This is a genomic window from Lysinibacillus telephonicus (genome assembly GCF_003966145.1).
Classification (GTDB): domain Bacteria; phylum Bacillota; class Bacilli; order Bacillales_A; family Planococcaceae; genus Ureibacillus; species Ureibacillus telephonicus.
On record NZ_RXNR01000018.1, the window covers coordinates 51,465 to 77,210 of the forward strand.

The window sequence follows — 25,746 nt, forward strand, 5'->3', positions numbered from 1 at the left end:
TTCTTATTAATTTATAATTATTATAATATAGAACGAGTATAATGTAAAACTAATTAAATTCCTTTTAGAAGAAATGTGAAGAAAGTTTACTTCTTAGATTGAGTTGAAGAGGGGGACAGGGAAATAAAAAAAGCTCGTAAGAATGGGATTCTTACGAGCTTAAAATGTTAACTTGGTAAGTTGTGTTTTTTGCTGTCGGCTTCGCCTTTCGCGCAGCGGAGATAAAATAAAAACTTCTGAGTATAATGTTTCAAAGTATAAAATTTTCTCTTTTTATTTAGAAAACTCTCTCCGCGTTAGCGCTGTCGGCTCCGCCTTTCGCGCAGCAGAGTTAAAATAAAAGCTTATAATAAAGAATACTTATGAAAAAGAATACCTTTCTTTATTAGAATACTCTCTCTGCGGTTATCGCTGTCGGCTTCGCCTTTCGCGCAGCGGAGATAAAATAAAAACTTCTGAGTATAGTGTTTCAAAGTATAAAATTTTCTCTTTTTATTTAGAATACTCTCTCCGCATACTGCGAAAGTTTTTCTAGTGATGATTTTTCAACGTCTGCGTGTAATGAGTTGCCGTGTGAGTCCATTGTTACTACCGCTGTGAAGTCTTCAACAGTTAGGTGCCACATTGCTTCAGGAATACCGAATTCTTGTAAGTCAACACCGTCAACAGATTTAATACAGTCAGCGTAGTATTGAGCAGCTCCACCAATTGCATTTAAGTAAACACCGCCGTGTTCTTTAAGTGCAGCTAAAGTTTTTGGTCCCATACCACCTTTACCAATTACAGCGCGGATGCCGAATTTTTTCATGATGTCGCCTTGGTATGGCTCCTCACGAATTGACGTTGTAGGACCAGCAGCTTTAACTGTCCAGTTGCCGTTTTCGTCTTTTGCCATTACAGGTCCGCAGTGATAAATAATTTGACCGTTTAGATCAACTGGTGCATCGTGGCTCATTAGATGGTGGTGGATTGCGTCGCGTCCAGTATACATACGGCCGCTAATTTTAACAACGTCCCCAACTTTAAGTTCACGAATTTGCTCTTCAGTAATAGGTGCTTTTAATTCTACTACTTTACTTTCAGATTTTGTTTCAGTTTTTGGCTCGTCACGGAAAGAGATTTTTTCGCCTTCTTGGTAATGCCATTTAATGATTTCGCCTGTATTTGCGTCGATATCAATTGCCATACGACGGTAAGCCCAGCAGTTATACGCTACTGATACATAGAATGATGCCGGTATACGGTGCATTACACCAATTTTACAGCCTAGTAATGTTGCTTCACCACCAAAGCCCATTGTTCCAACACCAAATGTATTTGCTTTTTCTACGATGTATTCTTCTAATTTTGCTAAATCAGGATTTGGATTAACATCATCAACATGTCGGAATAGTTGTTCCTTCGCAAGATCATATCCAGAAGAACGATCTCCTCCGATACCTACACCGATGAATCCAGCTGAACAGCCTTGTCCTTGTGCTTGCCATACTGAATGTAGAATACATTTACGGATTCCGTCTAAGTCACGACCAGCACGGCCAAGACCTTCTAATTCACAAGGTAAGCTGTATTGAATGTTTTTGTTTTCACAGCCGCCGCCTTTTAGAATTAGCTTTACTTCTATGTAGTCTTTTTCCCATTGTTCGAATTTAACTACAGGTACACCTTCACCTAAATTATCCCCACTGTTTTTACCCGTTAATGAGTCAACAGAGTTTGGACGTAATTTTGCATCTTTTGTAGCTCGAACTACAGCATTGCGAATCATTTTTTTAATTTCGATTTGGTTTACGCCAACAGGAGTTTTTACTTTAAAAGTAGGTAAGCCTGTATCCTGGCAGATTGGTGATACGTTATCCTCCGCCATTACGATGTTATTAGTAATTGTGTCTAAACTCATTGCAGCACGAGTGCCTGCATTTTCTGCTTCTTTTGCCTTTTTAATTGCACGGCGAACGTCTGCAGGTAAATTTGTTGACGTTTCAGTTACTAAATCATAAAGGCTTTTTTCTAAAGTTTGTAAATAGGATGTTGCCACTTGTGACATTATATATTCCCCCCAGAATATTTGAAATTTACACTCCAAGCATTATTATACCTTTTTAATTTCATGAAAAAAAGTGTGATAGCTTAATAGTCTTGCTAGAAAAAGAAACCAAGCATTGTTGCTTGGCCTATTTGTTACTCGTTTGTCAATTCATTGCGGTTATGGAATTGGTCCATTTTCTCCTCAACATCATCGATAATTTTGATAAGTCGATCGATATCTTCAATATCAGCAGTTTCAGGATCGATAGCATCTAAAACCTCGACGAAAATTTGAAGACGTTCTTTTAAATAATTGACTTGTTTATTTTTATCAGTTATTGGGTTCGACATAAATCCACCTCTTTCGTCATGACCATCATAGCGAATTTATAGCCTATGTTCAATTGTTATGTTGAAATAAAGCTTAGGATTTGAAATGGGTCCATTGAATCATTTAAGTTATTTTTTTATTCTGAATATTTACACAAATGGTTTTATGTGATAAATTAATAATACTTATAAGTAAAGGAGATGGTCGGAAGATAAATGCTCACTCAATCTATGAAAAGGAGGGAGTTTAAACAATTTTTCGGCTATCGAATGGCCGAATTGGAGTTTATGCAACTGAAAATGGAGTTATCTGAAATGTAAAGACCCTAGCGAACATTCGATTTGATGTCGCTAGGGTTTTTTATTTGGAAAATTTTGAAGCTATTTTCCACTTGATATGTTAACATAGTATCGCAGATTTGGGATGATGTATGTTGGAGGGCAGGCATGTTAACAACAGAAAAATACGAACAACGAAGATTTTGGACTTTAATAGCCATTGTTTCAATTTCAGGATTTTCGCAAGGTATGCTATTACCGCTAATTTCCGTGATTTTTGAAAAAGACGGTGTTTCTTCTACACTAAATGGATTAAATGCTACTGGATTATACATAGGAACATTATTGATTTCACCATTCATAGAACAACCATTAAGAAAATTTGGGTATAAATCCGTTATTGTAGTTGGAGGAGCAATCGTTTTTATTTCACTATTATTATTTCCACTTTGGCAAAACGTTTTGTTTTGGTTTATTTTACGTTTACTTATAGGTATTGGGGATCATTGTCTTCATTTTGCCACTCAAACATGGCTAACTAGCTCTGCCCCTAAAGGGAGCTTAGGAAAAAGTATGTCCATATATGGTTTGTCTTTCGGTGTTGGTTTTGCAGTTGGACCGTTAATGGTAAACCTTGTAGAAATTTCCCAAGCACTTCCATTTATTTTATCTTCAATACTTTGCATAATTGCGTGGTCTTCAGTATTTTTTGTTCGAAATGAACATCCAGAAGTATTGAAAGGGGATAGTAATGAAACAAATAGTATTACTCGATATAAGTTATCGTTTAAGTATGCATGGGTTGCGTTTCTGCCGCCATTTGTATATGGCGTATTAGAAACATCATTGAATGCCTTGTTTCCAGTGTATGCCCTACGAAAAGAGTTTGATGTATCTATCGTGTCAGTTATTTTAGCCGCATTTTCAATAGGAGGAATTTTAACGCAAGTACCTATAGGAATTATTGGAGATAAGGTTGGAAGAAGAAAGGTTATATTAGTAACATTTTTTGCAGGGGCAGTTATTTTTAGCGTTGGTAGTTTACTAGAACAATTTCAGCCTGTAGTTGTGGCGGTATTTTTATTATCGGGTATGTTCCTAGGATCGCTTTTCTCAATGGGTATTACATATATGGCTGAACTTACACCTAAAGAGCTTTTGCCAACAGGAAATTTACTATGTGGGATTTTCTTCAGCTTAGGAAGCCTCACTGGACCGTTTATTGGGGGTTTGTATTTACAATTAGTTCAAACGATTAGTTTTTTACTATTTATCGCAGCTATATTAATAATTATGTATTGTATTGTCTTTTTCTTTGGAAAAAAATTAAAAACTATAACAGATTAAATAATAAGGCTCTACACGAGAAACCTCTCATGTAGAGCCTTTGTTTCTAAACTTGTACTGACTTATGAAAGTCTATTTCTGTAGTCCTCATAACCGAATTTACGAACAACTTTTACGCCTTCTTCTTCATTGTATAAGCAAATGCTAGGCAAGTTTACACCATTGAACATATGGTTTTTCACCATTGTGTAGTGTGCCATGTCTGTAAAAATTACTTTATCTCCAGCTTTTAGAGGCTTATCAAATGAATAGTCACCAATCACATCTCCAGCTAGACATGTCATACCGCCAAGGCGATATGTGTATGGTTTGTCGTTTGGTGTACTTGCTCCGATAATTTGTGGACGGTAAGGCATTTCAAGAACATCTGGCATATGACATGTTGCCGAAGAATCTAAAATGGCAATTTCCATACCGTTTTTCACAACATCAAGTACAGTTGTTACTAAGTAGCCAGTATTTAAAGCAATTGCTTCACCTGGCTCTAAAATAACATGAACATCGTATTTTTCTTTAATATAATTAATTAAATTTACAAGCTTATCTACATCATAATCAGGGCGAGTGATATGGTGGCCTCCACCAAAGTTCACCCATTTCATTTGATGTAAATAAGGGCCGTATTTTTCCTCAAAATGTGGAAGAATACGTTCCAGCACATCAGAGTTTTGCTCACACATTGCATGGAAATGAATTCCTTCAACACCGTCTAATTCATCTGGACGGAACTGCTCAAAAGGAATTCCTAATCGAGAGTTTAGAGCACATGGATCGTAAAGCTCTGTTTCAACTTCAGAATAGCCAGGGTTTACACGTAATCCAATTGATACGTGCTTGTCCAAACTTTGTACTTTTTCTTTGTACTTGTTTAATTGGTCAAATGAGTTGAACACAATATGATCCACATATTTTAAATACTCATCAATTTCATGTTCCGCATAAGCAGGTGCATATGCATGCACCTCTTTGCCGAACTCTTCAAATCCAAGACGGGCTTCAAATAATGAACTTGAAGTAATCCCTTTTAAATACTTGCGTACCATAGGGAAAGTTGAGAACATTGAAAAGCCTTTTAATGCTAGCAAAATATCACAACCTGTACGATCTTGTACAGATTTTAAAATTTCTAAGTTACGCTCAAGCAAGCGCTCGTCCACTACATAACTAGGTGACGGTGCTTGGTTCCAATCAATCGTTTTCATTTACTTTGCCTCTTTTTCTAGGTCAAGGTCAAGTAGTTCAGGGTTATGACTTTCTTGCCATGGAAGACCCCATTTATTTAATGCTTCCATGAATGGATCTGGATTGAACTCTTCCACGTTCCATACACCAGGTTTTTGCCACTCACCATTCATAACAAGCATTGCACCAATCATTGCTGGTACACCTGTTGTATAAGATATTGCTTGGCTGCCAACTTCGCGGTAGCATTCTTCATGGTCACATACGTTATACACATAGTAAGTTTTTTCTTTCCCGTCTTTAATTCCACGGAAAATACAACCGATATTTGTTTTACCTTTTGTACGAGGTCCAAGTGAAGCTGGATCTGGTAAAACAGCTTTTAAGAATTGAAGTGGTTGAATCATTTGTCCTTCAAATTCGATTGGTTCAATAGATGTCATTCCAACGTTTTCTAAAACTCGTAAGTGAGTTAAATATTTTTCAGAGAATGTCATCCAGAAACGGATTTGTTTAATTCCTGTAATATTTTTTGCTAAAGATTCTAGTTCTTCATGGTATAGAAGGTACATATCTTTAGGTCCAATTTCAGGGAAGTTATAAACTTCTTTGTATTCTAAAGGTTCAGTTTCTACCCACTTGCCTTCTTTCCAGTAACGTCCGTTTGCTGTAATTTCACGGATGTTAATTTCTGGGTTGAAGTTTGTTGCAAAAGGATAACCATGGTCACCAGCATTCGCATCTAAAATATCGATGTAATGAATTTCATCAAAATGGTGTTTTAATGCGTAAGCGCTGAATACACCTGTTACACCTGGGTCAAATCCGCTACCTAATAAAGCTGTAAGTCCAGCTTTTTCGAACTTTTCTTTGTAAGCCCATTGCCATTTATATTCAAATTTAGCTGTTTCAGGTGGCTCATAGTTTGCAGTATCTACATAATGCACACCTGTTTCTAAACATGCATCCATAATTGTTAAGTCTTGATATGGTAAAGCTACGTTAATTACCACATCTGGTTTAAATCCATTGATTAATTCAACAAGTTCGTCAACATTATCCGCATCAACTTGTGCTGTATGGATAATTGTTTTACCGCCGTCTAATTTTTCCTTTAAAGCGTCGCATTTTGACTTAGTTCGACTAGCGATCATAATCTCCTCGAACACTTCTGAATTTTGTACACATTTGTGTACCACTACGCTAGCTACACCACCAGCTCCAATAATCAATGCTTTACCCAATTCCTTATTACCCCCTTAAGTATAAGCCTCGTATTTTAAGGCTAATTATTAAAACACAATAAAACAGATTATACAGAATAATTTTTTACGTATCAATTATTTTTCGACAAAATTTATATTAAAAATAGAAAATATTTTTACCAATTAACTAAAAAGATTTCAATTGTAAATCCAGCTTCATATATAGAGTAAACAAAAAAGTGAAAATTATGTTGCTTTAAATTGATTTCGTCATACAACTTTCAACGTATATAATGAGTATTATTAAAGATGTTGGGTGTGGAAGCAGAATGATAGGAAAAACAGAAAAAACGATTGATGTAGCTTCTGGTGCAATGATTATGGCAATGGGGATTTTCTTATTAGGGGCAATACATCAGTTTTCATATATAGAACAACTATTTGACTTGTTATTTGTTATAGTATTGATTACTTGGATTATCATTTTGGTTCGCTTTATTCGTTCAATATTTATTGTCGATTTTTTAAAGAATTTATGGAACCAATCTATACAAAGCTTTGGATTGGGAACTTGGATTGCAGCAACTTCAGTTATGACAATACTCATTCATCAACACTTTCCAAATGTGATTGGAATTCAGTATATTGTTTATTTAAATTGTATAGCTTGGTTGCTTTACATGCTATTTAGTTGTCTTCAATTAAAGAAGATTATTATAAATCGAGCCGTTTATGATTTACATGGTGTTATTCTATTAACAACTGTTAGTACACAATCAATTGCCTGTTTATTAATGGAAACTATTCAAAAAACAAATATTTTGATTATAGTATTGGGAATTGTGTTGTACTTATTTTCAATTGTTCTCATAGTCATTCGTTTTAAATGTAAACACTTTAGCCTTCACGAATGGAGAAATACTGATTGTATTATTCATGGAGCACTGTCGATAACAGGGCTGGCAATGACTCTGTCGCAAACCATTGAATTTCAATTGTTATTAATTTTTTGGTTCGTAGTTTTTTGTCTATTTATTATTGTCGAGATATTTGAGATACTGCGGGGAATATCAAGAGTTAAACTTTATGGAATACGAAAAGCAATTTTTACATATCACATATCCCAATGGTCTAGAAATTTTACATTTGGGATGTTTTATTACTTTACCTTCAATTTAATAAACTATGCGGAAGGAAGGTATGAATTATATTTTCAAACAAAATTTATGTATGGATTAGGTTGGGTTGTTCTCGTTTTATTAATTGTTGAAATAGTGCTGTTTCTAGTTCCAAGGAAGATAGCTACTAATTAATCTGCTTGTTTTCGAAATGAGCAGATTTTTTGTTTGTTAACTAATGTAAGCATGAAGTTAAGCTTAGTAAAAATAAGTAAGAGCTGCGTAAAATAGTAGTACACCACGTAAAAACTGCAAACCGCGTAAATAGTAGTGAAAACCGCGTAAAAAACAGACAGAACCGCGTAAATAATCGGTCAAACCGCGTAAAAAGCAGCTGAAACCACGTAAAAACTGCAAACCGCGTAAATAGGAGTGCAAAACGCGTAAAAAAAGGACAGAACCGCGTAAATAATTGAGCAAACCGCGTAAAAAGAAACTGAAACTGCGTAAAAACTGCAAACCGCGTAAATAGTAGTGGAAACCGCGTAAAAAACAGGCAGAACCGCGTAAAAAGAAACTCAAACCACGTAAAAAGCAGCTGAAACCACGTAAAAAAGTTAACCACATATTTATAAGTAAAACTAATCAATCGAATTTACTAATATTTTACTATGATCTTTTATATATTGAAGAAAACAGGTAATTACTGTTGCTTAACAAATTAAAGAGGATAAAGGGGAAGGGATTTATGAATCAAAAAATATTACCTGCACCAGCCTCGATAAAACAGTTTGAGAAGTTTTTAGAGTCACCCTTTGAAATAGGAGTGATATTGGAGACACACCTTGCTCAAATTAAGCACATAACACATATGGCCAAACTAGCAAAGAAACAGTTGTTTTTTCATGCTGATCTAATAAATGGGTTGAAGAATGATGAGTATGGGACACAATATTTATGTCAGGAATTTAAGCCGTTTGGTATTATTTCAACAAAATCTAGTGTTATCCAACAAGCTAAAAAATGTAATGTTATCTCTGTTCAGCGGATGTTTATGATAGATAGCCATGCAATTGAAAGAAGCTTTAAAAGTATTGAAAAAGCTGAACCGGATTATATAGAGGTTCTACCTGGATCCGTTCCACATATGATTAAAGAAGTGTCTGAAAGATTTAATATCCCAATTTTTGCAGGGGGGTTAATTCGAACTGCTGATGAAGTAGAGGAAGCATTATCAGCAGGAGCCGTGTCAATTACAACGTCAAAAGTTGAGCTATGGGATTACTACTCACAAAAATTATACTAATGTAAAAATGATAAATGTATGATAAAAAGTTTGGATTTATGATTAATTTAGAAAAAAATTAATAAAAAAATTTTTCTTCAATACATGTTGACAGCGCTTTCACCCGAATTTATACTCAAAGTAAGTTAATAATTGTGGATGAGAAAAGGAGACACATTTATTCATCACTCTTTGAGAGATGATGTAATTTATGTGTCTCTTTTTTATCTTTAATCGCCGAAAAGACTCTCACCTCTAGGATGAGGGATAATGCAAACTTTGCTTTTATTCAGTGGGAGTCCAAACGCCGACTGAATGAAGATAAAGCCTCTGGCGGATGTCCGGATTTCGTAGGGGAGTTAGGAGGTTAGCGTAAGTTCGTAGCAATCATACAGCAAAGGCTAACTGACCTGTTTCGTGCGGACCTAAACACGAGTCCGAAATCCCGACACATTAGCTGTACCGAAAGCTAAGCGACAGGTGCAACTACGCCAAGGTGTAATGGTTTTAAAAATTTTATGCAAAGGGGAGATTTAAATGTCAGCGTTCTGGGGAGAAGTTTTAGGGACTATGATTTTAATTTTGTTCGGCGCAGGGGTTTGTGCAGGTGCAAATTTGACGAAGTCCTATGCAAAAAATGGTGGTTGGATAGTCATTACGGCTGCATGGGGGATGGGTGTTACTTTAGGTGTTTATGCAGTTGGAAGTATTAGTGGAGCACATTTGAATCCGGCTGTAACAATCGGTTTGGCATTTACTGGGGATTTTGCATGGAGTCAAGTTCCGGGCTATATTTTAGCTCAAATGATAGGTGCCATTCTTGGAGCTACTCTAATTTTCCTTCAGTATTTTCCTCATTGGAAAGAAACCGAAGATCCAGGTGCAAAGTTAAGTGTTTTCTCAACAGGTCCGGCTATTCCTCATTCATTTTCGAACTTATTAAGTGAAATTATTGGTACATTTATATTATTACTTGGTCTTCAATTTATTGGAGCTAATGAATTTACAGAAGGGTTAAACCCAATTGCAGTAGGGGTTCTAATTATTGCTATTGGGATGTCGCTTGGCGGCACTACTGGTTATGCGATTAATCCAGCCCGTGATTTGGGTCCCCGCATTGCCCATGCAATCCTTCCTATCGCAGGTAAAGGGTCATCAAACTGGGGTTATGCTTGGATTCCTGTTTTAGGACCAATACTTGGAGGCTCACTAGGTGCATTATTCCATAAAGCTGTTTTTAACCAAACAATGACAACAGAATTTTGGATTGTTTTAATTGCTACCATTATAATTTTAATTATTTCATACATTATGAGTCCTAAAAAAATTGGAACAATTTGATCATCAGTTAACGCAGTAAATTTAAGCTTATGTATTAAGGAAGAAAGATGATGCAAAAAACAATTATTTTAAAATTGGGGGAATGAGAATGGGAAATTATATTTTATCTATTGATCAAGGAACTACTAGCTCTAGAGCAATTCTTTTCAATAAAAAGGGAGATATTGTTCATAGTGCTCAAAAAGAGTTTACTCAAATTTTCCCACAACCTGGTTGGGTTGAGCACAATCCAAATGAAATATGGGGATCTGTATTATCAGTAATTGCTTCCTGTTTGTCTGAGTCAGGAATCAAATCGTCAGAAATAGCCGGTATTGGAATTACAAATCAACGTGAAACAACAGTTGTATGGAATAAAGAAACAGGTCAACCTATCTATAATGCAATTGTTTGGCAATCACGTCAGACAAATGAAATCTGCGAGGATTTAAGAAACAAAGGCTATAACGATCTGTTTCGTTCGAAAACTGGATTGTTAATTGATGCTTATTTTTCAGGAACTAAAGTGAAATGGATACTAGATCAAGTTGAAGGTGCGCGAGACTTGGCAGCAGAGGGCAAGCTGCTTTTCGGAACGATTGATACATGGTTAATTTGGAAACTGTCTGGCGGAAAAGCGCATGTTACGGACTATTCTAATGCATCCCGTACATTAATGTACAATATTTATGATTTAAAATGGGATGATGAACTTTTATCAATATTAGAGATACCTAAATCTATGCTACCTGAAGTGCGTCCTTCATCAGAAATTTATGCAACAACAACTGAAGATCTTTTCTTCGGAAAGGAAGTACCAATTGCGGGTGTTGCTGGTGACCAGCAAGCAGCTTTATTTGGTCAGGCATGTTTTGAAACAGGTATGGCAAAAAACACATATGGCACAGGGTGCTTCATGTTAATGAATACAGGGGAAAAACCTGTAAAATCAGAACATGGATTATTAACTACTATTGCTTGGGGATTAAATGGCAAAGTAGAATATGCTCTTGAAGGAAGTATTTTTGTAGCTGGGTCTGCGGTTCAGTGGTTACGCGATGGCTTGCGCATGTTCAAGGATGCTGCAGATAGTGAAGAGTATTGTAGAAGAGTTAATTCAACAGATGGTGTTTATGTCGTTCCTGCATTTGTTGGATTAGGTACCCCTTATTGGGATAGTGATGCCAGAGGAGCAGTATTTGGTTTAACACGTGGTACAACAAAAGACCATTTTGTCCGTGCTACTGTTGAATCACTTGCCTATCAAACAAAAGCTGTACTAGATGCAATGGAAAAAGATTCAGGGATTGCGTTGAAAACATTGCGTGCTGATGGTGGAGCTGTAAAAAATAGTTTCCTAATGGAGTTCCAAAGTGATATCTTAAACGTACCAGTGGAAGTGCCACAAATCAATGAAACAACTGCACTTGGGGCTGCTTATTTAGCGGGATTAGCTGTTGATTTCTGGGAAAGTCAAAATGAAATTGCTTCTCAGTGGGCAATTAATCAGTCTTATCAGCCGAAAATGGATGAAGTTACACGAAACGAATTAGTAAGTGGTTGGGAAAAGGCAGTTGCAAGCACTAGAACATTTAAATAAAACAATAATATACTATAAAATAAGTTAATAATTTTGGTTGCGGATATTCGAGAGACCACAAATACATGCCTTTTAATGGAGGTGTGTGATTTGTGGTCTCTTTTTCTTTAGATTTATGAAAGGAGGTACAGGAGAGTGGGATTTAGCAATATTAAAAGAAGTGATTATATAGAGAAATTAAGAAACACTACATTTGAAGTCTTGGTAATAGGCGGAGGGATTACAGGTGCAGGTATTGCTTTAGATGCCGCCGCTAGAGGAATGAAAGTCGGGTTAATTGACATGCAAGATTTTGCTGCTGGTACATCAAGTCGTTCAACAAAACTTGTTCATGGTGGATTGCGTTATTTAAAACAATTACAAGTAGGGGTTGTGGCAGAAGTAGGAAAAGAAAGGGCGATTGTGTATGAAAATGGACCACATGTAACGACTCCTGAATGGATGTTGTTGCCTATTTATAAGGGAGGTACATTTGGAAAGTATTCAACTTCGATAGGCCTACGTGTGTATGATTTTTTAGCAGGCGTCAAAAAGCAAGAAAGACGTATAATGCTCTCTGCAGTCGAAACGCTTGAAAAAGCACCTCTTATCAAAAAACAGGGATTAATAGGTGGAGGATATTATGTTGAATATCGTACAGATGACGCTCGCTTGACAATTGAAGTGATGAAGGAAGCATTTCGTTTTGGTGCATGCATTTTAAACTATGCAAAAGCACAATCATTACAATATGAGAATGGAAAATTAATTGGTGTACAAGCGAAAGATATGTTAACAGAAGAGGAATTTCCTGTTTATGCTAAAAAAATAATAAATGCTACAGGACCATGGGTAGATATGATACGTAAGATGGATAAATCTAATAAAGGTAAATTCCTACAATTAACAAAAGGTGTTCACTTAGTAATTGATCAATCTCGTTTTCCTTTAAAGCAAGCAGTGTATTTTGATACACCGGATGGAAGAATGGTTTTTGCCATCCCACGTGATAGTAAAACATATGTTGGTACAACAGATACAATGTATGATGAAAGTCCACTCAAGCCAAAAATTAATGAAGAGGATAGCGAATATATCCTAAATGCGATTCAATACATGTTTCCAACACTAAATATTACAAAAGATGATATAGAATCTGGCTGGGCAGGGGTACGCCCTTTAATAAAACAAGAAGGGAAAAGTGCTTCTGAGATTTCTAGAAAAGATGAGATTTGGATATCTAATTCAGGCTTGATTACAATTGCTGGAGGGAAATTAACAGGTTATAGAAAAATGGCTGAAAATGTTGTTGACTTAGTTGCTAAGCAGTTCGTTTCGGAGAATTATAAGTATTTTGATAAATGTTTGACGTACAAATTGCCGATTTCAGGAGGTCATGTTGGAGGGTCTTTAGGGTTTTTATCATATATAAATGAGCAAAAACAGCAAGGAAATGATACTGGACTATCTGAACAAGAGCTAACTGTACTATTAACTAAATACGGTTCGAATGCACCAATTTTATTTGAGATAGCAAGAAAAAGTGCTGATGAAGCAAAAGAGGCTGGAATTCCACTAATTCTTTTTGTGCAACTAAAGTATGCAATTGAACACGAAATGATTTGCACCCCTACCGACTTCTTTAATAGGAGAACGAGCTTAATATTATTTGATATTCAAAGTGTCAAAAAGTGGAAGAATGAAGTGGCGGCTTACATGGCCAAGTCCTTTAGTTGGTCTGAACAGCTAACAACAAACTTCCAGCAAGAGCTGGAGGATGAATTGTATTGTGCTACGATGTTTATGAAAAATTAAATCAAGGTAAAAGTTTTAACAAAAAAGTGTTCCTATAAATTGGAACCAAAACACCTATCCAATAGCCTACTAGCAGACAAGGGGAGCACCCTTCCTTCAAACTGTTAGCAGGCTTTTATGTTTTTTAGGAATTTGAATACTAAGTTAAATTTAAGTGTGGCTAATTTTTTATATAAAGTTTGTTATAGACAATGTAGAACAGATTTGTTATATTATTTATAGAACAGATTGGAGGAGCTTATGTGATAATTCAAATTGATACAGAATCGGATATCCCAATCTATACACAATTAACAAATCAAATAATTGAAGGAATTGCTCGGGGAGATATCCAACCAGGTCATTCTTTGCCTTCAGTTAGAGCGTTTGCAGCTGACCTTGGTGTAAATATGCACACTGTAAATAAAAGCTATCATGAGCTGGAGAAAAAAGGGGTTATAAAAATTGTTCCAAAATCGGGCGCGATGATTTCACCGATTGACAATATCAATAATGAGACAAAACAAAGAATAATCTCTGAATTAAAACCCCATCTTGCAGAAGCGCTCGTATTAGGGATGGGTAAAGAAGAAATTAAAAGTTTAATTAACACCATCATCGGAGAAATGAAGGAAAGGTAAGGGAGGAAATTCCATGTCGATTATAGTTTTTTTAGTAATTACTCTATTTATCGCTTTTATTCAAACAGTAATACCGTATTTAGTAAAAAGAACAGTAGTCTTCGGAGTGACAATACCGGATCAATATACTCAAAATCCAACAATAAAAGCATATAAAAAAAGATATTCAATTAGTGTGGCTCTTTTATCAGGAATCATCATAGGCGGCTACATTATTTGGGCATTTACTAACGAACGCTTAGAAGAGCAAGTTGCAATAGCTGGTACAATCATTGAATTTGCAATTATTTTTATTAGTGTTTCCTGGTATTTTTACTACCATGGGAAAACTAAGCAGCTAAAAAGTAAAAATAAATGGGTAGAAAATTTAAAGCAGGTGAAAGTAACAGATTTATCTGTCCGCAGCCAAGACGAAATGCTGCCGTGGTACATTTATTTAATGCCGATTTTAATCACTATTGGCTTTATGCTTTATACAATAATAAACTACGAATTATTGCCAGATCAAATTCCAACACATTGGGGTCCAAGTGGAGAACCTGATGCTTTTACAGAAAAAACGCCGTTCTCTTCAATTCAATTAACCTTGCTTTTATTAGTCATGCAGTTAATGTTTTTAGGCATTCATATTGCAACAAAAAATTCAGGTATTAAACTTAGTGCAACTGGTTTACAATCGTCGCGCAATAGACAATTATCTTTAAGAAAATATTCAAGCTGGTTTATGTTATTTGTCGTATTAGTGATTACTATGTTAATGGGTTACTTCCAGTTAACAACTATTCATCCTAATATTGCTTCAGATTATGCAATGGCTGCATTACCTCTATTCTTCTTAGCAATTGTTCTAATTGGAACATTAATTTTTGGATTAAAGGTTGGCCGTTCTGATAAAGAAATTGAGATTTTAGAAGATGAAAAAATTATGGATATTGATGAGGATAAATACTGGAAGGGCGGTATGTTCTACTTCAATAAAAATGATCCATCAATTTTTGTTGAAAAACGTTTTGGAGTTGGTTGGACGATTAATTTTGCAAATCCAATAGGATATATAATTGTACTAGTGCCTTTGATTATTATTATAGTTATTTCGATTTTATAATTATAGCCATCTGAAAGTACTTGTTGCTTTCAGATGGCTTTTTAACTGAATAATAAAGTATAAAATTTTGAAAAGTGTCTTGCCCCTAGAGGTCGCGTTCTGCACTAGGTCGAAAGCCAAAAAAGCTTCGCGATTCGGGCACTCCGCAGCATAAGAATGTGCAAGTGCCGACAATGCCAAATGATATGGCGTTTTCACCGACTAGGGGCTAAGCGGGGCCGCTTGCGCTTTTCTTAAATTAATATAAACTTTCAATAATCACATTGTCAGGTAGTTTAAATGGGTTTTCTTGATTTATCCTGTCATAAAACATAATGCCATTTAAATGATCAATTTCATGTTGGACAACAATTGAACCATATCCTTGGAATTTGAAAATTACTTCTTGCCCAGTTATGTCGTATGCTTTCACTTTAATTCTTTCATATCTCGGAACAAATCCATTAACCTCACGCTCAACTGAAAGGCAACCTTCTCCTTGAGGTAAATAAATCATGTTGATAGAATGGCTAATAATTTTTGGATTAATTAACATGTACCTTTCATTATCAAATAGCGCTGCAAACATACGTTTATCAAGCCCAATTTGATTGGCGGATAGTCCTGATCCTGGGCGGAGGTTATATTTTTTATTTATATTTGGATCTTGGCTGTTTTTCAAATATTGAAGCATACATAATAATGTATCTTTGTCTTCTTTGGAGACAGGGAGTGCAACCTCTTCAGTCTTCTTGCGTAATATTGAAGCCCCTTCTTTTACTATGTCTTTCATTGTAATTATGTAATCTAGATGGAATTTAGTCATAAATAAATACCTCGTCTACTTTTTTATTTAACGCTTTTGCAATTTTAAAAGCTAATTCAAGAGTGGGATCATACTTATCATTTTCGATACAATTAATAGTTTGTCTTACTACTCCGCATTCTTTAGCGAGAACTTCTTGGGTAATGCCTAATTTTTTCCTTAATACTTTAATTATATTTTTCAAATTAATCACCTTTTTGTCTAAAGTATTGGACATTAATCGTAAAACATAACTTTAAAAATGTCCAATATATTGGACATTTTATTCAGTGTTTTTAATCAAAAATCCTGAATTCGATTTTTAACGAATTCAGGACATTTAACAAGAATTATTTAGTTGTATTCTTTTTAAGGGTTAGTTTTGCTACAATCTCAACCCTTGCAGTTTGTGGGAACATATCGACTGGCTGGATGTATTCAACTTTATATAGTTTAGTTAATTCTTGTAAGTCCTTTGCAAAAGTCGATGGATTACAAGAAGTGTAAACGAAGCGTTTTGGTTTTATTTTCATTACCGTTTTAATAAAGCTTGGAGCAAGCCCTGTGCGTGGAGGATCGACTGTCACGACATCAGGAATAAAGCCTTCTCTTTTCCACTTTGCTAACCATTCTTCAGCTGTCCCTGTATAATAGCGGGCATGTTTAAATCCGTGATTTCTTGCATTTTTCTTCGCATCTTCAATACTTTCGGGTACAACATCCATACCTCGAACCTCTTTTGCAAGGGGAGCAAGCCATAATCCAATTGTTCCAACACCGCAATAAGCATCAACAACCTTTTCTTTGCCAGTAAGCGCTGCTGCTTTTTTAATTTCATCATATAGATGAACGGTTTGCTCGGGGTTTAATTGGAAGAAAGCACGTGATGAAAGGTCAAATGCAAGCTCACCTAATTTTTCATGAATCGTTTCTTTACCGTATAAAACGATTGTTTCATCTCCAAAAATAAGAGATGTTTTTTCGCGGTTAATGTTTTGCGTAATAGACACGATACTTGGGTCAATCTTTAACATCCGTTCAATTAGTTCTTCTTTATGTGGCAGATCTTTTCTTGTCGTTACGAGACAAACTTGAGTTTCCCCAGTTTTAATTCCAGTACGAACAACGATTGTTCTTACCAAACCATCAAGTGATTTTCCGTCGTAGATCGAAATATTTAGCTTTTGCAATATTTTGCGTGTACCAACTGTAATTTTTGAAGTTAACGGATGTTGAACTGCACAATCATTAATATTCAGAAGTTTATTAGTTCCTTCTGCAAAAAGTCCCGCATAAACACGTTTTCCTTCTTTTCGTACTTGGAAACTACTTTTATTGCGGTAGTGCCAAGGGTTGTCCATTCCTAGAGTAGGACGAATTTCCACTGTTTCAGCTATTGATTTTACGTATTTTTCAAGGGACTGTACAACCATATCGCGTTTTTCTTTTAATTGCCCTTCATATGTTAGATGTTGAAGCTGACAGCCGCCGCATTCATTATAAATAGGACAAAGCGGTTCCTGACGATTGCTTGAAGCCTTTCTTATATTTAAAATATCAGCTTCCGCAAAATTCCGTTGTACTTTTGATACTTTTACAGTTACTTCTTCACCAGGCAGCGCACCTTTAACAAATACAACATTTCGCTTATAAAATCCTACACCTTCACCGTTAATACCAAGTCGTTTTATAGTTAAAGGAAATTTTTGTCCAACTTCCATAGTTACTTTTTCGCTCAAAAGCTCACGTCCTTTAATAAGTTCATTTAACCATTATAACGAAGCAAGAAGGTAAAGCAAGTGATGAAATCTCTTTATTCTAAGTATGCCTCGGTAATATTATTTCGAACAAAAGATTATATATTGGATAATCTTATTATTTCGTGGTATCTTTAAATCAATTAAATAAATTTCCTTCGGGGTCGGGTGAAATTCCCAATCGACGGTGATGAATAAAACTATTCTAAGCCCGTGAGCTCAAATGAGCAGGATTTGGTGCGAATCCAAAGCCGACAGTATAGTCTGGATGGGAGAAGGAGTGTAAGTATTGACTTGCTATTAAATGATGATATTTAATAGTCTTATTTGTTATTCAATTTTTTACACAGTACCTTTATCCCGGTCCTAATCAGGTCGGGATTTTTTATTTAATTAACATAATTTCATAATAGCTGAATAATTTGATTCAGCTTAGTCCTTCGGGGTCGGGTGAAATTCCCAATCGGCGGTGATGAATAAAATTTATTCTAAGCCCGCGAGCTCAAATGAGCAGGATTTGGTGAGAATCCAAAGCCGACAGTTAAAGTCTGGATGGGAGAAGGATGATAGGCACTTTTTGAAAAATATACTTTCAAAAGGTTTATTTAACTATGCCTTTTTTAAAATACTCCCAAACTCCTTAGGAATCCACTAAGGGGTTTTTATTTTTATAAATAAAAGAGGTGAGATTTTGTTTACAGGAATTATAGAAGATAAAGGCAAAGTGGTTGGGCTAAAAAAAGATGAAAAAAGCATGGAAATTACAATTGCCTCATCCAAAATAGTTTCTGATGCCCATTTAGGAGACAGTATTGCAGTCAATGGGGTATGTTTAACGATTACCCATTTAACAAGTGAAGAAATGACTGTTGATGTTATGCCGGAGACAGTAAAAGCAACAACTATTCATATGTTGAGGCAAGGTGATTTTGTTAATTTAGAGCGGGCTATGAGCGCAAACGGCCGTTTTGGAGGTCATATTGTTTCAGGACATGTTGATGGTGTTGGAACAATTCGAAGTAAAAGGGCGGTATCAAATGCAGTTTATATCGACATTGAAGTGCCGAAAGAACTTACGGAGAACTGTATTCCAAAAGGCTCGATTACAATTGATGGGACGAGTTTAACGCTTTTTAAAGTGACAGAACAAAGTGTCACTGTTTCACTTATACCACATACTTACGCTGAAACAATTTTAGGGATGAAGGGTATAGGTCAGCAGGTCAATATTGAAACTGACATGCTGGGCAAGTATGTATTACATCATTTAAGAAAAAGCGATAAAAGACAATCAAATATTTCGTATGACTTTTTAAGACAAAATGGTTTTTAAAATAAGTAGAAATTGGTGGTGGTTTTCATGTTACACACAATCGAAGAAGCTTTAAAAGATTTAAAAGAAGGAAAAACCATCATTGTAGTGGATGATGAAAATAGAGAGAATGAAGGAGATTTATTATCCCTAGCGGAATTTGCAACACCTGAAAATATAAATTTTATGGCTGCATATGGCCGAGGACTAATTTGTACACCAATTTCCCAAGGACTTGCACAAAAACTTGAACTGCATGCAATGGTTGAAAATAATACGGATAATCACCAAACTGCTTTTACTGTAAGTATAGATCATGTTGAAACAACGACTGGGATTAGTGCGTATGAGCGCTCGTTTACCATTCTTCAAATGATAAACGAAAATGCAAAACCCCAACAGTTTAGAAGACCAGGACATGTGTTTCCTTTAGTAGCAAAGGATAATGGAGTTTTAGAAAGACGAGGACATACAGAGGCTGCAGTTGATTTAGCAAAAGCATGTGGATCCTATCCAGCAGGAGTTATTTGTGAAATTATGGGCGATGACGGAAAAATGCTTCGGTTGGATGGTTTGCTTGAATTTTCGAAGGTGCATAACTTGAAAATTATTTCAATTGAAGATTTAGTTAAATATCGTCTTAGCGAAAAAAATACTGTTAACAGATAAATAATAAAATTGGTTTTTTAAAAGGAGAAATAAAAAATGGGCAAAACATTTGAAGCACAATTAATCGGTACTGATTTAAAAGTAGGAATTGTTGTAGGACGTTTTAATGAATTTATTACATCTAAATTATTAGACGGTGCACTTGATGGTCTAAAAAGACACGGAGTTAACGAGGAAAATATTGATATTGCTTGGGTTCCAGGTGCATTTGAAGTACCATTTATTTCAAAGCAAATGGCTGAAACAGGAGATTACGACACTGTGATAGGATTGGGTACAGTAATCCGCGGCGCTACTTCACACTATGACTATGTCTGCAATGAAGCAGCAAAAGGCATTGCTAAAGTTTCCCTGGATACAAATGTTCCGGTTATTTTCGGTGTTTTAACGACTGAAAATATTGAACAGGCAATTGAACGTGCAGGAACAAAAGCTGGCAATAAAGGATATGAATCTGCAGTTTCAGCAATTGAAATGGCAAACTTGAAAAAAATGTTTAAATAATGATCAAATAAATAACGCAAGAATGTTGACTTTTAACATCATTCTTGCGTTTGTTTTTGTTTCTAAAATAAAATGTATAATTAGGAGTCTGTAGCTTCATCGCCCATCTTTGCGACGTAAGCGCAGCGGCAGGAGCAGTATTATTTGCGACGTAAGCGCAGCGGCAGGAGCACGATGCATTCCGTTTATTTTATTCAAATAAAGAATCCATAACTAAATCATCTAATGAACCAAACTCATAGCCTTGCTTTTTTGCATCCTGTATAAATTTAGGTAGAGCATCTGCATTATGCTTTGCAACAGTATGCAATAAAATAAGTGCTCCAGGATGTAATTGACCCATTAATTCATCATATGCATATTCCCATCCAACTGTGGAATCTGCATGCCAGTCAACAAATGCTGTATCCCAAAATATATGGGTATAGCCATGCTCATTGCCAACACGAAGATCACGTTCGCTAAAAATTCCTTTAGGTGGTCTAACGTAATAAGTTCGCTTAATACCAGTTAATTCTTTTAACTTGTTATCAAACTTATGCCATTCATCTACTAAAGCTTCATCGGATAACTTTGACATATCGGGATGTCCGTAAGAATGATTTCCGATTATATGTCCTTCCTTTATCATTCTTTTCACTAAATCTGTAGCACTTGTTAAATAATGTCCTGTTAAAAAGAAGGTCGCAGGGACATTTTCTTCCTTTAAAGTGTCGAGAATACTTTCTGTAAACCCATTTTCAAAACCACTATCAAAAGTAAGGTAAATAACTTTTTTGTTTATATCTCCTCGATAAAATGCACCGTGTTCACTTAAAATTCTTTCAAACTTAGCCCCTGCTTCTCCAGGTTTTCCATCTTTTCCTTTAGTAAAGCCCCAATGATAGGCGTTTGCATTTGCAACATTTGGTTTAACGAAACTAAAAGCAATAGTAAATACTATTGCACAAATGGTTAAACCAAAAATGTGATGTTTCCACATAAAAAAAATAAAGCCTCCTTTTTGCTTATCTTGTGCGAAAATAAGTACATTATTCGGTAATAAGAAAGTTAATATCTAGTGCAAGCAGTGAAAGCATCTCGAGGTCGCGTCTGCACCTGCTCACGTGTCAGGTCCATCCGACGCACACGGATTGCTAGTGCTGACAATGCCAACGGAGGCTGTATTTTTGTCGACCAGCTCTTATCTGAGCTAAACAGGGTACTTATGCTTTTCAATGAAACTAACTACAAAAACATGTATACTATGCTGTAGAAGGAGTGTAGATATGCAGGTTATATCAAAAATAAGTCGTCAAAAAAATAATCCAGAGCGTTATAATATTTATTTAAATGAAAACTTTGCATTTGCTGTCGATGAAGCTACACTTATAAAGTTTGGTTTAACAAAAGGGAAAATACTCGACCAATTTGAAATAGATGAAATTAATTATGAAGATGAAATTTCAAAAGCATTTAACCGTGCACTACATTATTTAAGTTATCAAATGCGAAGTGAATATGAAGTAAAGAAAAAGCTTTTAGATGCTGATTTTGGAGAGGCTGTTATTTTAGAAGCGATTAGAAAACTTGAAAAGTTAGGATTCCTTAATGATGAAACATATTCAAAAGCGCTTCTTGAAACGAAAAAGAAGACAGCTAAAAAAGGGCCGCGTGCAATCAAACAGGACCTTATTAAAAAGGGCATCGATAAGGATACACAAATAAAAGTGCTTGATACTTTTACATATGAAGAACAAGTGAAAATCGCCATGGAGCTTGCACAAAAATCTATAAAAGCTAATAGCACCAAAACACCTATGCAAGTAAAGCAAAAAGTGCAAGATATACTTATGAGAAAAGGGTATTCTTTTTCAATAATAAATGAAATACTTGACCAAATTCAATTAGAGCGAGAAGATGAAGAATGGCAACAGCTGATTGACATACAAGGTGAAAAAATTTGGAAAAAATACACCTCTAAATATATGGGTAGTGAGTTGCATATGAAGGTTAAACAAGCCTTATACCAAAAAGGTTTTCCACTAGAGGTAATCGAGCGTTTCATTGATGAAAAGGAGACACAAGAACATGAATGAAAAAAATTATGCACAAATGACAGAACAGGAATTAAGAGAAGAAATAGCAAAATTAAAAGAAAAAGCCCGTAAAGCAGAACAACTTGGCATAGTAAACGAATTTGCAGTATATGAAAGAAAAGCAATAATGGCTTCTGCTTATTTAATAGATCCGAAATCTATCATTAGCGGTGAAATTTACCGAATAGACGGGGCACCAGGAGAATTTTTTAAAGTAGAGTATTTAAAAGGGCGTTTTGCTTGGGGATATCGTTTAGGCGGAGAACGATATGAAGAAGCATTACCTATCTCGATTCTTTTACCGGTGAAGGAAGGGAAATAAATTGAATGCAAATCATATTATCGAACAGTTAACACAGCAATTAGCAGACAAGAATCCGAATTTATCTGTAAATAAAGCTCGGACATGGATTGAACTTCTTTGGTCAGATTTCGAATCCACTTATGCAAAAGCTGGGTATGACTATCGCGGTGCAGAATACACAGAGAAAATAGTGAAGCAATGGATTGCAAGCTATGGCGATAAAATTCACGAGTTTGCCGGTCGAAATCCAAAATATGCTCATTTATTAGATGAACAAGATGGTAACTTGCAATAGATATTAAATAGGGAATTAAAAAGAGGAGTCGTCCATAATAAAAGTGGACAACTCCTCATCACGGTTAGAGGAATAACAATGTATAGCTCTTGGCCCAACCTCTTAAAGTCGCGGTCTGAACTTTCCCATATGTGCAATTTTAAAACTGCATCAAAAACAAAGCGACGGGTAAAGTTTATGGCGTTTTCGTAGATACGGAACTTTGCAGGGGATTTAATTTTTGTTAATCGCTTGACCCTATTTGCAATTTACGTTGTAGTTTATCTTCGCTATATATCCAACCTGTATAAGAATTTACGATATTTAAATCTTCGTCTACATGTGCTACTGCTACGAAAGGGTACCGGTCATTGCTGCGATATCTTAAATCAATTAGCCTTACTTCCGTGACGCCATTTTCAAATTCTGAAATTTCCCATCGGTATAGAGGAGAAAAAGAAACAAATGCAGCTAAATTATGATCCTCTAATGCCTTCTCAACAATAGGAGTTTTTGGAATGGGATGAATTTCAAACTTGTCATAAATATTAATCGTTCTTCCATATGCACGACCAACATAATAATGTGTTTTTGACTTTGCTGCTACTCGCCAGTTGAAAAAACGCATGGTGGGTGCTACGATTACATATTCCTCATCCTGTATAGCATGATGAACTGCTCTTTTAACTGCACCTTGTAAGATAAATCGTAATATATAGTAACCTATTATAATAAGGTACATAATGCTAAACGTTATTACCGGGTCAAAGCCGTAAACCCATAACAAAATGCCAATGCAATGTAATCCAAAAATAATTGGGTCAAATGTATTGATAACACCAAGTGCTACCCATTTTTTTGAAAATGGGCGAAGTGCTTGAGTACCATATGCATTAAATATATCAACAAATACATGCAATATTACTGCTAGGAAGGTCCATAGCCATAAGTGCAATATATTGGTTTCTTGAAAAATTATCGATAAAATAGCAGTAATTCCGATTGGCCATAAAAGAACGGCTGGAATCGAGTGTGTAATACCACGATGATGCCTTATATAAATTGCATTATTTCGCAGCTTTAATACAGTATCAACGTCAGGTACTTGTGAACCAAGTATTGTTCCAGCCATTACGGCAGTGAAACTTAGCGAATTATCTGCTATGACAGGGTCTGCTAAAGCCAGTCCGCCCAAAGCGATTCCCATTACTAAATGTGTTCCTGAATCCAAGTGTATCAACTCCTCGTATATGGATGGAAATTTGGCCATATACTTGACGTTTTTGGGTAATTTTACATTTATCCATATGTTTATATTATACCCTTTTTACAAAAATTAAAATCGTAATTAGTTGGAGGTTATTGTGGAATATCAATATAAGGAACTATTTCGACAAAATTTAGTCGAATGGTTCAATAAAGAAAAACGTGATTTACCATGGAGACGCACGTCAGATCCTTATAAAATTTGGGTTTCTGAAGTAATGCTCCAACAAACTCGTGTCGATACAGTAATTCCTTATTACAATAGGTTTTTAAAAAAGTACCCTACTTTGCAATCTCTTGCCTATGCCCCACAAGAAGAACTTTTAAAAATGTGGGAAGGATTAGGATATTACTCGAGAGCGCGGAATTTGCAAGCGGGTGTAAAAGAAGTTGTTGAAAAGTACGATGCAAAAGTACCTGACAATCGGCATGATATTTCGAAATTAAAAGGTGTTGGTCCTTATACAGCAGGGGCTGTTTTAAGTATAGCCTACAATAAGGCAGAACATGCAGTAGACGGTAATGTAATGCGAGTTTTAAGTAGAGCTCTACATATTAAAGAAGATATTGCACTGCCGAAAACTAGAAAAATATTTGAACAAGCGGTAGACATGTTAATTGATCCACAACGACCAGGAGACTTTAACCAAGGTTTAATGGATCTAGGCGCAATGATTTGTACACCGACATCTCCAAAATGTTTACTTTGTCCAGTTAGAGATTATTGTATAGCATTTCAAGAGGGTGATGCAGATCAGTTGCCTATAAAAACTAAAAAAATTAAAAATAAAAAAATAAAATATGATGTCTATGTTGGGTATGATGAAAATGGTCGATACTTATTAGAAAAACGCCCTGACGAAGGGTTGCTTGCTAATATGTGGCAGTTCCCAATGATTGAAATTAGCAAAGAATCAGTTTTAAAATCGAGTGATGAATTTCAGTTAAACTACAATGTGGACATAATGGACTTTGTAAATGATAATTTATTGACGTTTAAACATGTATTTTCTCACTTAACTTGGGAAATGAATTGCAACCTAGTAAAGATAGTAAAGGCGACCGATTTACCCGAAAATGTTTGCTTCTATTCAAAGGAGCAAATTAATCAATTGCCAATGCCTGTGCCAATGTTGAAAATTTTGAATGTTCTGAATTAACTAATTTCATCAAACTCGAATAATCTTCAATTCATCAGACCACAATAATTAGCACGGAGGTGAATTGAGATGGCGAGAAAAAACAACAACAACAATAACAATAACAACAACAATAACAACAACCGTGAAGAATTTGCAGTTGATCAAGATTTCCAACAAGTACGTCAACAAAACCAAAAGCAAAACCAAAATCAACGCAACAACCAACGCAATAATAACAACCAAAATAACAATGATAATAACTAAAATGCTTAAACAAGTGGATAGCAAATTCACTTTACAGGTATAGACATTATGTCTATACCTCAGACTGTAGACAAACTCGAAAATTCGAGTTTGCCTACAGTCTTTTTTCTTTTAAAATAAAATTAATAACCCTTTTTGAATAAGTTAGTTGATTTCCGTTTCGGCGGACGCTTTCCGCG

At 35.5% G+C, this 25,746-nt stretch carries 26 protein-coding genes and 2 riboswitches; of the genes, 16 read left to right on the plus strand and 10 right to left on the minus strand.

The window, feature by feature from the left end:
- Positions 1-496: 496 nt before the first annotated feature.
- On the minus strand, positions 497-2,047 hold the full coding sequence (locus tag EKG35_RS08315) for a fumarate hydratase (protein ID WP_126293980.1): 1,551 nt from the start codon (positions 2,045-2,047) through the stop codon (positions 497-499).
- 134 nt (positions 2,048-2,181) lie between these two features.
- Positions 2,182-2,379 (minus strand): SE1561 family protein, encoded by a 198-nt coding sequence (locus EKG35_RS08320; RefSeq protein ID WP_126293981.1) that lies wholly within the window; start codon positions 2,377-2,379, stop codon positions 2,182-2,184.
- 426 nt (positions 2,380-2,805) lie between these two features.
- Between EKG35_RS08320 and EKG35_RS08325 the strand changes: the two genes are divergently transcribed.
- On the plus strand, positions 2,806-3,984 hold the full coding sequence (locus EKG35_RS08325; RefSeq protein WP_126293982.1) for an MFS transporter: 1,179 nt from the start codon (positions 2,806-2,808) through the stop codon (positions 3,982-3,984).
- A gap of 62 nt (positions 3,985-4,046) precedes the next feature.
- Here EKG35_RS08325 and nspC read toward each other — a convergent pair whose 3' ends face one another.
- Together nspC and EKG35_RS08335 are read right to left on the minus strand one after the other, a co-directional pair.
- Complete coding sequence (gene nspC, locus EKG35_RS08330; protein ID WP_126293983.1) at positions 4,047-5,186, minus strand: carboxynorspermidine decarboxylase; 1,140 nt, start codon at positions 5,184-5,186, stop codon at positions 4,047-4,049.
- Positions 5,187-6,410 (minus strand): saccharopine dehydrogenase family protein, encoded by a 1,224-nt coding sequence (locus EKG35_RS08335; RefSeq protein WP_126293984.1) that lies wholly within the window; start codon positions 6,408-6,410, stop codon positions 5,187-5,189.
- A gap of 254 nt (positions 6,411-6,664) precedes the next feature.
- Between EKG35_RS08335 and EKG35_RS08340 the strand changes: the two genes are divergently transcribed.
- Positions 6,665-7,684, plus strand: a complete 1,020-nt coding sequence (locus EKG35_RS08340; RefSeq protein WP_126293985.1) for a TDT family transporter — start codon at positions 6,665-6,667, stop codon at positions 7,682-7,684.
- A 63-nt stretch (positions 7,685-7,747) separates the two neighbouring features.
- On the opposite strand, the gene EKG35_RS08345 is transcribed toward EKG35_RS08340, so the two are convergent.
- On the minus strand, positions 7,748-8,116 hold the full coding sequence (locus EKG35_RS08345) for a hypothetical protein (protein ID WP_126293986.1): 369 nt from the start codon (positions 8,114-8,116) through the stop codon (positions 7,748-7,750).
- A 121-nt stretch (positions 8,117-8,237) separates the two neighbouring features.
- Here EKG35_RS08345 and EKG35_RS08350 point away from each other — a divergent pair, with 121 nt between their 5' ends.
- From EKG35_RS08350 to EKG35_RS08375, 6 genes are all read left to right on the plus strand, one after another.
- A complete protein-coding gene (locus EKG35_RS08350) occupies positions 8,238-8,795 on the plus strand; it encodes a glycerol-3-phosphate responsive antiterminator (RefSeq protein ID WP_126293987.1) in 558 nt (185 codons plus the stop codon).
- Positions 8,796-9,311: 516 nt separating this feature from the next.
- On the plus strand, positions 9,312-10,115 hold the full coding sequence (locus EKG35_RS08355) for an MIP/aquaporin family protein (RefSeq protein WP_126293988.1): 804 nt from the start codon (positions 9,312-9,314) through the stop codon (positions 10,113-10,115).
- 88 nt (positions 10,116-10,203) lie between these two features.
- Positions 10,204-11,694 (plus strand): glycerol kinase GlpK, encoded by a 1,491-nt coding sequence (gene glpK / locus EKG35_RS08360; RefSeq protein ID WP_126293989.1) that lies wholly within the window; start codon positions 10,204-10,206, stop codon positions 11,692-11,694.
- A 135-nt stretch (positions 11,695-11,829) separates the two neighbouring features.
- Positions 11,830-13,488, plus strand: a complete 1,659-nt coding sequence (locus tag EKG35_RS08365) for a glycerol-3-phosphate dehydrogenase/oxidase (RefSeq protein WP_126293990.1) — start codon at positions 11,830-11,832, stop codon at positions 13,486-13,488.
- Positions 13,489-13,730: 242 nt separating this feature from the next.
- A complete protein-coding gene (locus tag EKG35_RS08370) occupies positions 13,731-14,108 on the plus strand; it encodes a GntR family transcriptional regulator (RefSeq protein ID WP_126293991.1) in 378 nt (125 codons plus the stop codon).
- A 13-nt stretch (positions 14,109-14,121) separates the two neighbouring features.
- Positions 14,122-15,213 (plus strand): DUF1648 domain-containing protein, encoded by a 1,092-nt coding sequence (locus EKG35_RS08375; protein ID WP_126293992.1) that lies wholly within the window; start codon positions 14,122-14,124, stop codon positions 15,211-15,213.
- Positions 15,214-15,451: 238 nt separating this feature from the next.
- On the opposite strand, the gene def is transcribed toward EKG35_RS08375, so the two are convergent.
- The 3 genes from def to rlmD all read right to left on the minus strand — a co-directional run bounded on the left by def (position 15,452) and on the right by rlmD (position 17,718).
- Positions 15,452-16,018 (minus strand): peptide deformylase, encoded by a 567-nt coding sequence (def, locus tag EKG35_RS08380; protein ID WP_126293993.1) that lies wholly within the window; start codon positions 16,016-16,018, stop codon positions 15,452-15,454.
- Entirely contained in the window at positions 16,011-16,202 is a 192-nt protein-coding gene (locus EKG35_RS08385; protein WP_126293994.1) for a helix-turn-helix transcriptional regulator, read from the minus strand. The genes def and EKG35_RS08385 overlap by 8 nt, the downstream gene beginning before the upstream one ends.
- 145 nt (positions 16,203-16,347) lie before the next feature.
- Positions 16,348-17,718: a 23S rRNA (uracil(1939)-C(5))-methyltransferase RlmD gene (rlmD, locus tag EKG35_RS08390; protein ID WP_410799688.1), complete on the minus strand. Its 1,371-nt coding sequence runs from the start codon at positions 17,716-17,718 to the stop codon at positions 16,348-16,350.
- Between the two features lie 186 nt (positions 17,719-17,904).
- Positions 17,905-18,038, plus strand: a riboswitch (FMN riboswitch).
- A gap of 148 nt (positions 18,039-18,186) precedes the next feature.
- A riboswitch (FMN riboswitch) is annotated at positions 18,187-18,322 on the plus strand.
- Positions 18,323-18,445: 123 nt separating this feature from the next.
- Here rlmD and ribE point away from each other — a divergent pair.
- Genes ribE through ribH form a run of 3 tightly spaced genes read left to right on the plus strand, consistent with a single transcriptional unit; the run spans position 18,446 to position 20,239 of the window.
- A complete protein-coding gene (ribE, locus tag EKG35_RS08395; protein WP_126293996.1) occupies positions 18,446-19,087 on the plus strand; it encodes a riboflavin synthase in 642 nt (213 codons plus the stop codon).
- 27 nt (positions 19,088-19,114) lie between these two features.
- Positions 19,115-19,735, plus strand: a complete 621-nt coding sequence (gene ribB / locus EKG35_RS08400) for a 3,4-dihydroxy-2-butanone-4-phosphate synthase (protein ID WP_126293997.1) — start codon at positions 19,115-19,117, stop codon at positions 19,733-19,735.
- 36 nt (positions 19,736-19,771) lie between these two features.
- Positions 19,772-20,239 (plus strand): 6,7-dimethyl-8-ribityllumazine synthase, encoded by a 468-nt coding sequence (ribH, locus tag EKG35_RS08405; RefSeq protein ID WP_126293998.1) that lies wholly within the window; start codon positions 19,772-19,774, stop codon positions 20,237-20,239.
- Between the two features lie 190 nt (positions 20,240-20,429).
- Here ribH and EKG35_RS08410 read toward each other — a convergent pair whose 3' ends face one another.
- Complete coding sequence (locus tag EKG35_RS08410) at positions 20,430-21,221, minus strand: polysaccharide deacetylase family protein (protein ID WP_126293999.1); 792 nt, start codon at positions 21,219-21,221, stop codon at positions 20,430-20,432.
- Between the two features lie 286 nt (positions 21,222-21,507).
- On the opposite strand from EKG35_RS08410, the gene recX reads away from it, so the two are divergent.
- From recX to EKG35_RS08425, 3 genes are read left to right on the plus strand one after another with little or no spacing between them, the layout of a single operon-like run.
- Complete coding sequence (gene recX, locus EKG35_RS08415) at positions 21,508-22,317, plus strand: recombination regulator RecX (RefSeq protein ID WP_126294000.1); 810 nt, start codon at positions 21,508-21,510, stop codon at positions 22,315-22,317.
- Positions 22,310-22,639 carry a YfhH family protein gene (locus EKG35_RS08420; protein WP_126294001.1) on the plus strand — a complete coding sequence of 110 codons (330 nt, stop codon included), beginning with the start codon at positions 22,310-22,312 and terminating at the stop codon, positions 22,637-22,639. Before recX ends, EKG35_RS08420 begins: the two co-directional genes overlap by 8 nt.
- A gap of 1 nt (position 22,640) precedes the next feature.
- Complete coding sequence (locus EKG35_RS08425; protein WP_126294002.1) at positions 22,641-22,916, plus strand: YfhJ family protein; 276 nt, start codon at positions 22,641-22,643, stop codon at positions 22,914-22,916.
- Between the two features lie 223 nt (positions 22,917-23,139).
- On the opposite strand, the gene EKG35_RS08430 is transcribed toward EKG35_RS08425, so the two are convergent.
- Complete coding sequence (locus tag EKG35_RS08430) at positions 23,140-24,126, minus strand: metal-dependent hydrolase (RefSeq protein ID WP_126294003.1); 987 nt, start codon at positions 24,124-24,126, stop codon at positions 23,140-23,142.
- A gap of 133 nt (positions 24,127-24,259) precedes the next feature.
- Here EKG35_RS08430 and mutY point away from each other — a divergent pair, with 133 nt between their 5' ends.
- Both mutY and EKG35_RS20855 read left to right on the plus strand, forming a co-directional pair.
- Positions 24,260-25,321 (plus strand): A/G-specific adenine glycosylase, encoded by a 1,062-nt coding sequence (gene mutY, locus EKG35_RS08435; protein WP_126294004.1) that lies wholly within the window; start codon positions 24,260-24,262, stop codon positions 25,319-25,321.
- 69 nt (positions 25,322-25,390) lie between these two features.
- Complete coding sequence (locus EKG35_RS20855; protein ID WP_185807686.1) at positions 25,391-25,567, plus strand: hypothetical protein; 177 nt, start codon at positions 25,391-25,393, stop codon at positions 25,565-25,567.
- The last annotated feature ends 179 nt before the right edge of the window (positions 25,568-25,746 follow it).

What these genes read in the sequence shown, in the direction of transcription:
- EKG35_RS08315 (WP_126293980.1), bottom strand. Translation starts at nt 2,047, where the DNA reads ATGTCACAAGTGGCAACATCCTATTTACAAACTTTAGAAAAAAGCCTT.
- EKG35_RS08320 (WP_126293981.1), bottom strand. Translation starts at nt 2,379, where the DNA reads ATGTCGAACCCAATAACTGATAAAAATAAACAAGTCAATTATTTAAAA.
- EKG35_RS08325 (WP_126293982.1), top strand. Translation starts at nt 2,806, where the DNA reads ATGTTAACAACAGAAAAATACGAACAACGAAGATTTTGGACTTTAATA.
- nspC (WP_126293983.1), bottom strand. Translation starts at nt 5,186, where the DNA reads ATGAAAACGATTGATTGGAACCAAGCACCGTCACCTAGTTATGTAGTG.
- EKG35_RS08340 (WP_126293985.1), top strand. Translation starts at nt 6,665, where the DNA reads ATGAGTATTATTAAAGATGTTGGGTGTGGAAGCAGAATGATAGGAAAA.
- EKG35_RS08345 (WP_126293986.1), bottom strand. Translation starts at nt 8,116, where the DNA reads ATGTGGTTAACTTTTTTACGTGGTTTCAGCTGCTTTTTACGTGGTTTG.
- EKG35_RS08350 (WP_126293987.1), top strand. Translation starts at nt 8,238, where the DNA reads ATGAATCAAAAAATATTACCTGCACCAGCCTCGATAAAACAGTTTGAG.
- EKG35_RS08355 (WP_126293988.1), top strand. Translation starts at nt 9,312, where the DNA reads ATGTCAGCGTTCTGGGGAGAAGTTTTAGGGACTATGATTTTAATTTTG.
- glpK (WP_126293989.1), top strand. Translation starts at nt 10,204, where the DNA reads ATGGGAAATTATATTTTATCTATTGATCAAGGAACTACTAGCTCTAGA.
- EKG35_RS08375 (WP_126293992.1), top strand. Translation starts at nt 14,122, where the DNA reads ATGTCGATTATAGTTTTTTTAGTAATTACTCTATTTATCGCTTTTATT.
- def (WP_126293993.1), bottom strand. Translation starts at nt 16,018, where the DNA reads ATGACTAAATTCCATCTAGATTACATAATTACAATGAAAGACATAGTA.
- rlmD (WP_410799688.1), bottom strand. Translation starts at nt 17,718, where the DNA reads ATGGAAGTTGGACAAAAATTTCCTTTAACTATAAAACGACTTGGTATT.
- ribB (WP_126293997.1), top strand. Translation starts at nt 19,115, where the DNA reads ATGTTACACACAATCGAAGAAGCTTTAAAAGATTTAAAAGAAGGAAAA.
- ribH (WP_126293998.1), top strand. Translation starts at nt 19,772, where the DNA reads ATGGGCAAAACATTTGAAGCACAATTAATCGGTACTGATTTAAAAGTA.
- EKG35_RS08410 (WP_126293999.1), bottom strand. Translation starts at nt 21,221, where the DNA reads ATGTGGAAACATCACATTTTTGGTTTAACCATTTGTGCAATAGTATTT.
- recX (WP_126294000.1), top strand. Translation starts at nt 21,508, where the DNA reads ATGCAGGTTATATCAAAAATAAGTCGTCAAAAAAATAATCCAGAGCGT.
- EKG35_RS08420 (WP_126294001.1), top strand. Translation starts at nt 22,310, where the DNA reads ATGAATGAAAAAAATTATGCACAAATGACAGAACAGGAATTAAGAGAA.
- EKG35_RS20855 (WP_185807686.1), top strand. Translation starts at nt 25,391, where the DNA reads ATGGCGAGAAAAAACAACAACAACAATAACAATAACAACAACAATAAC.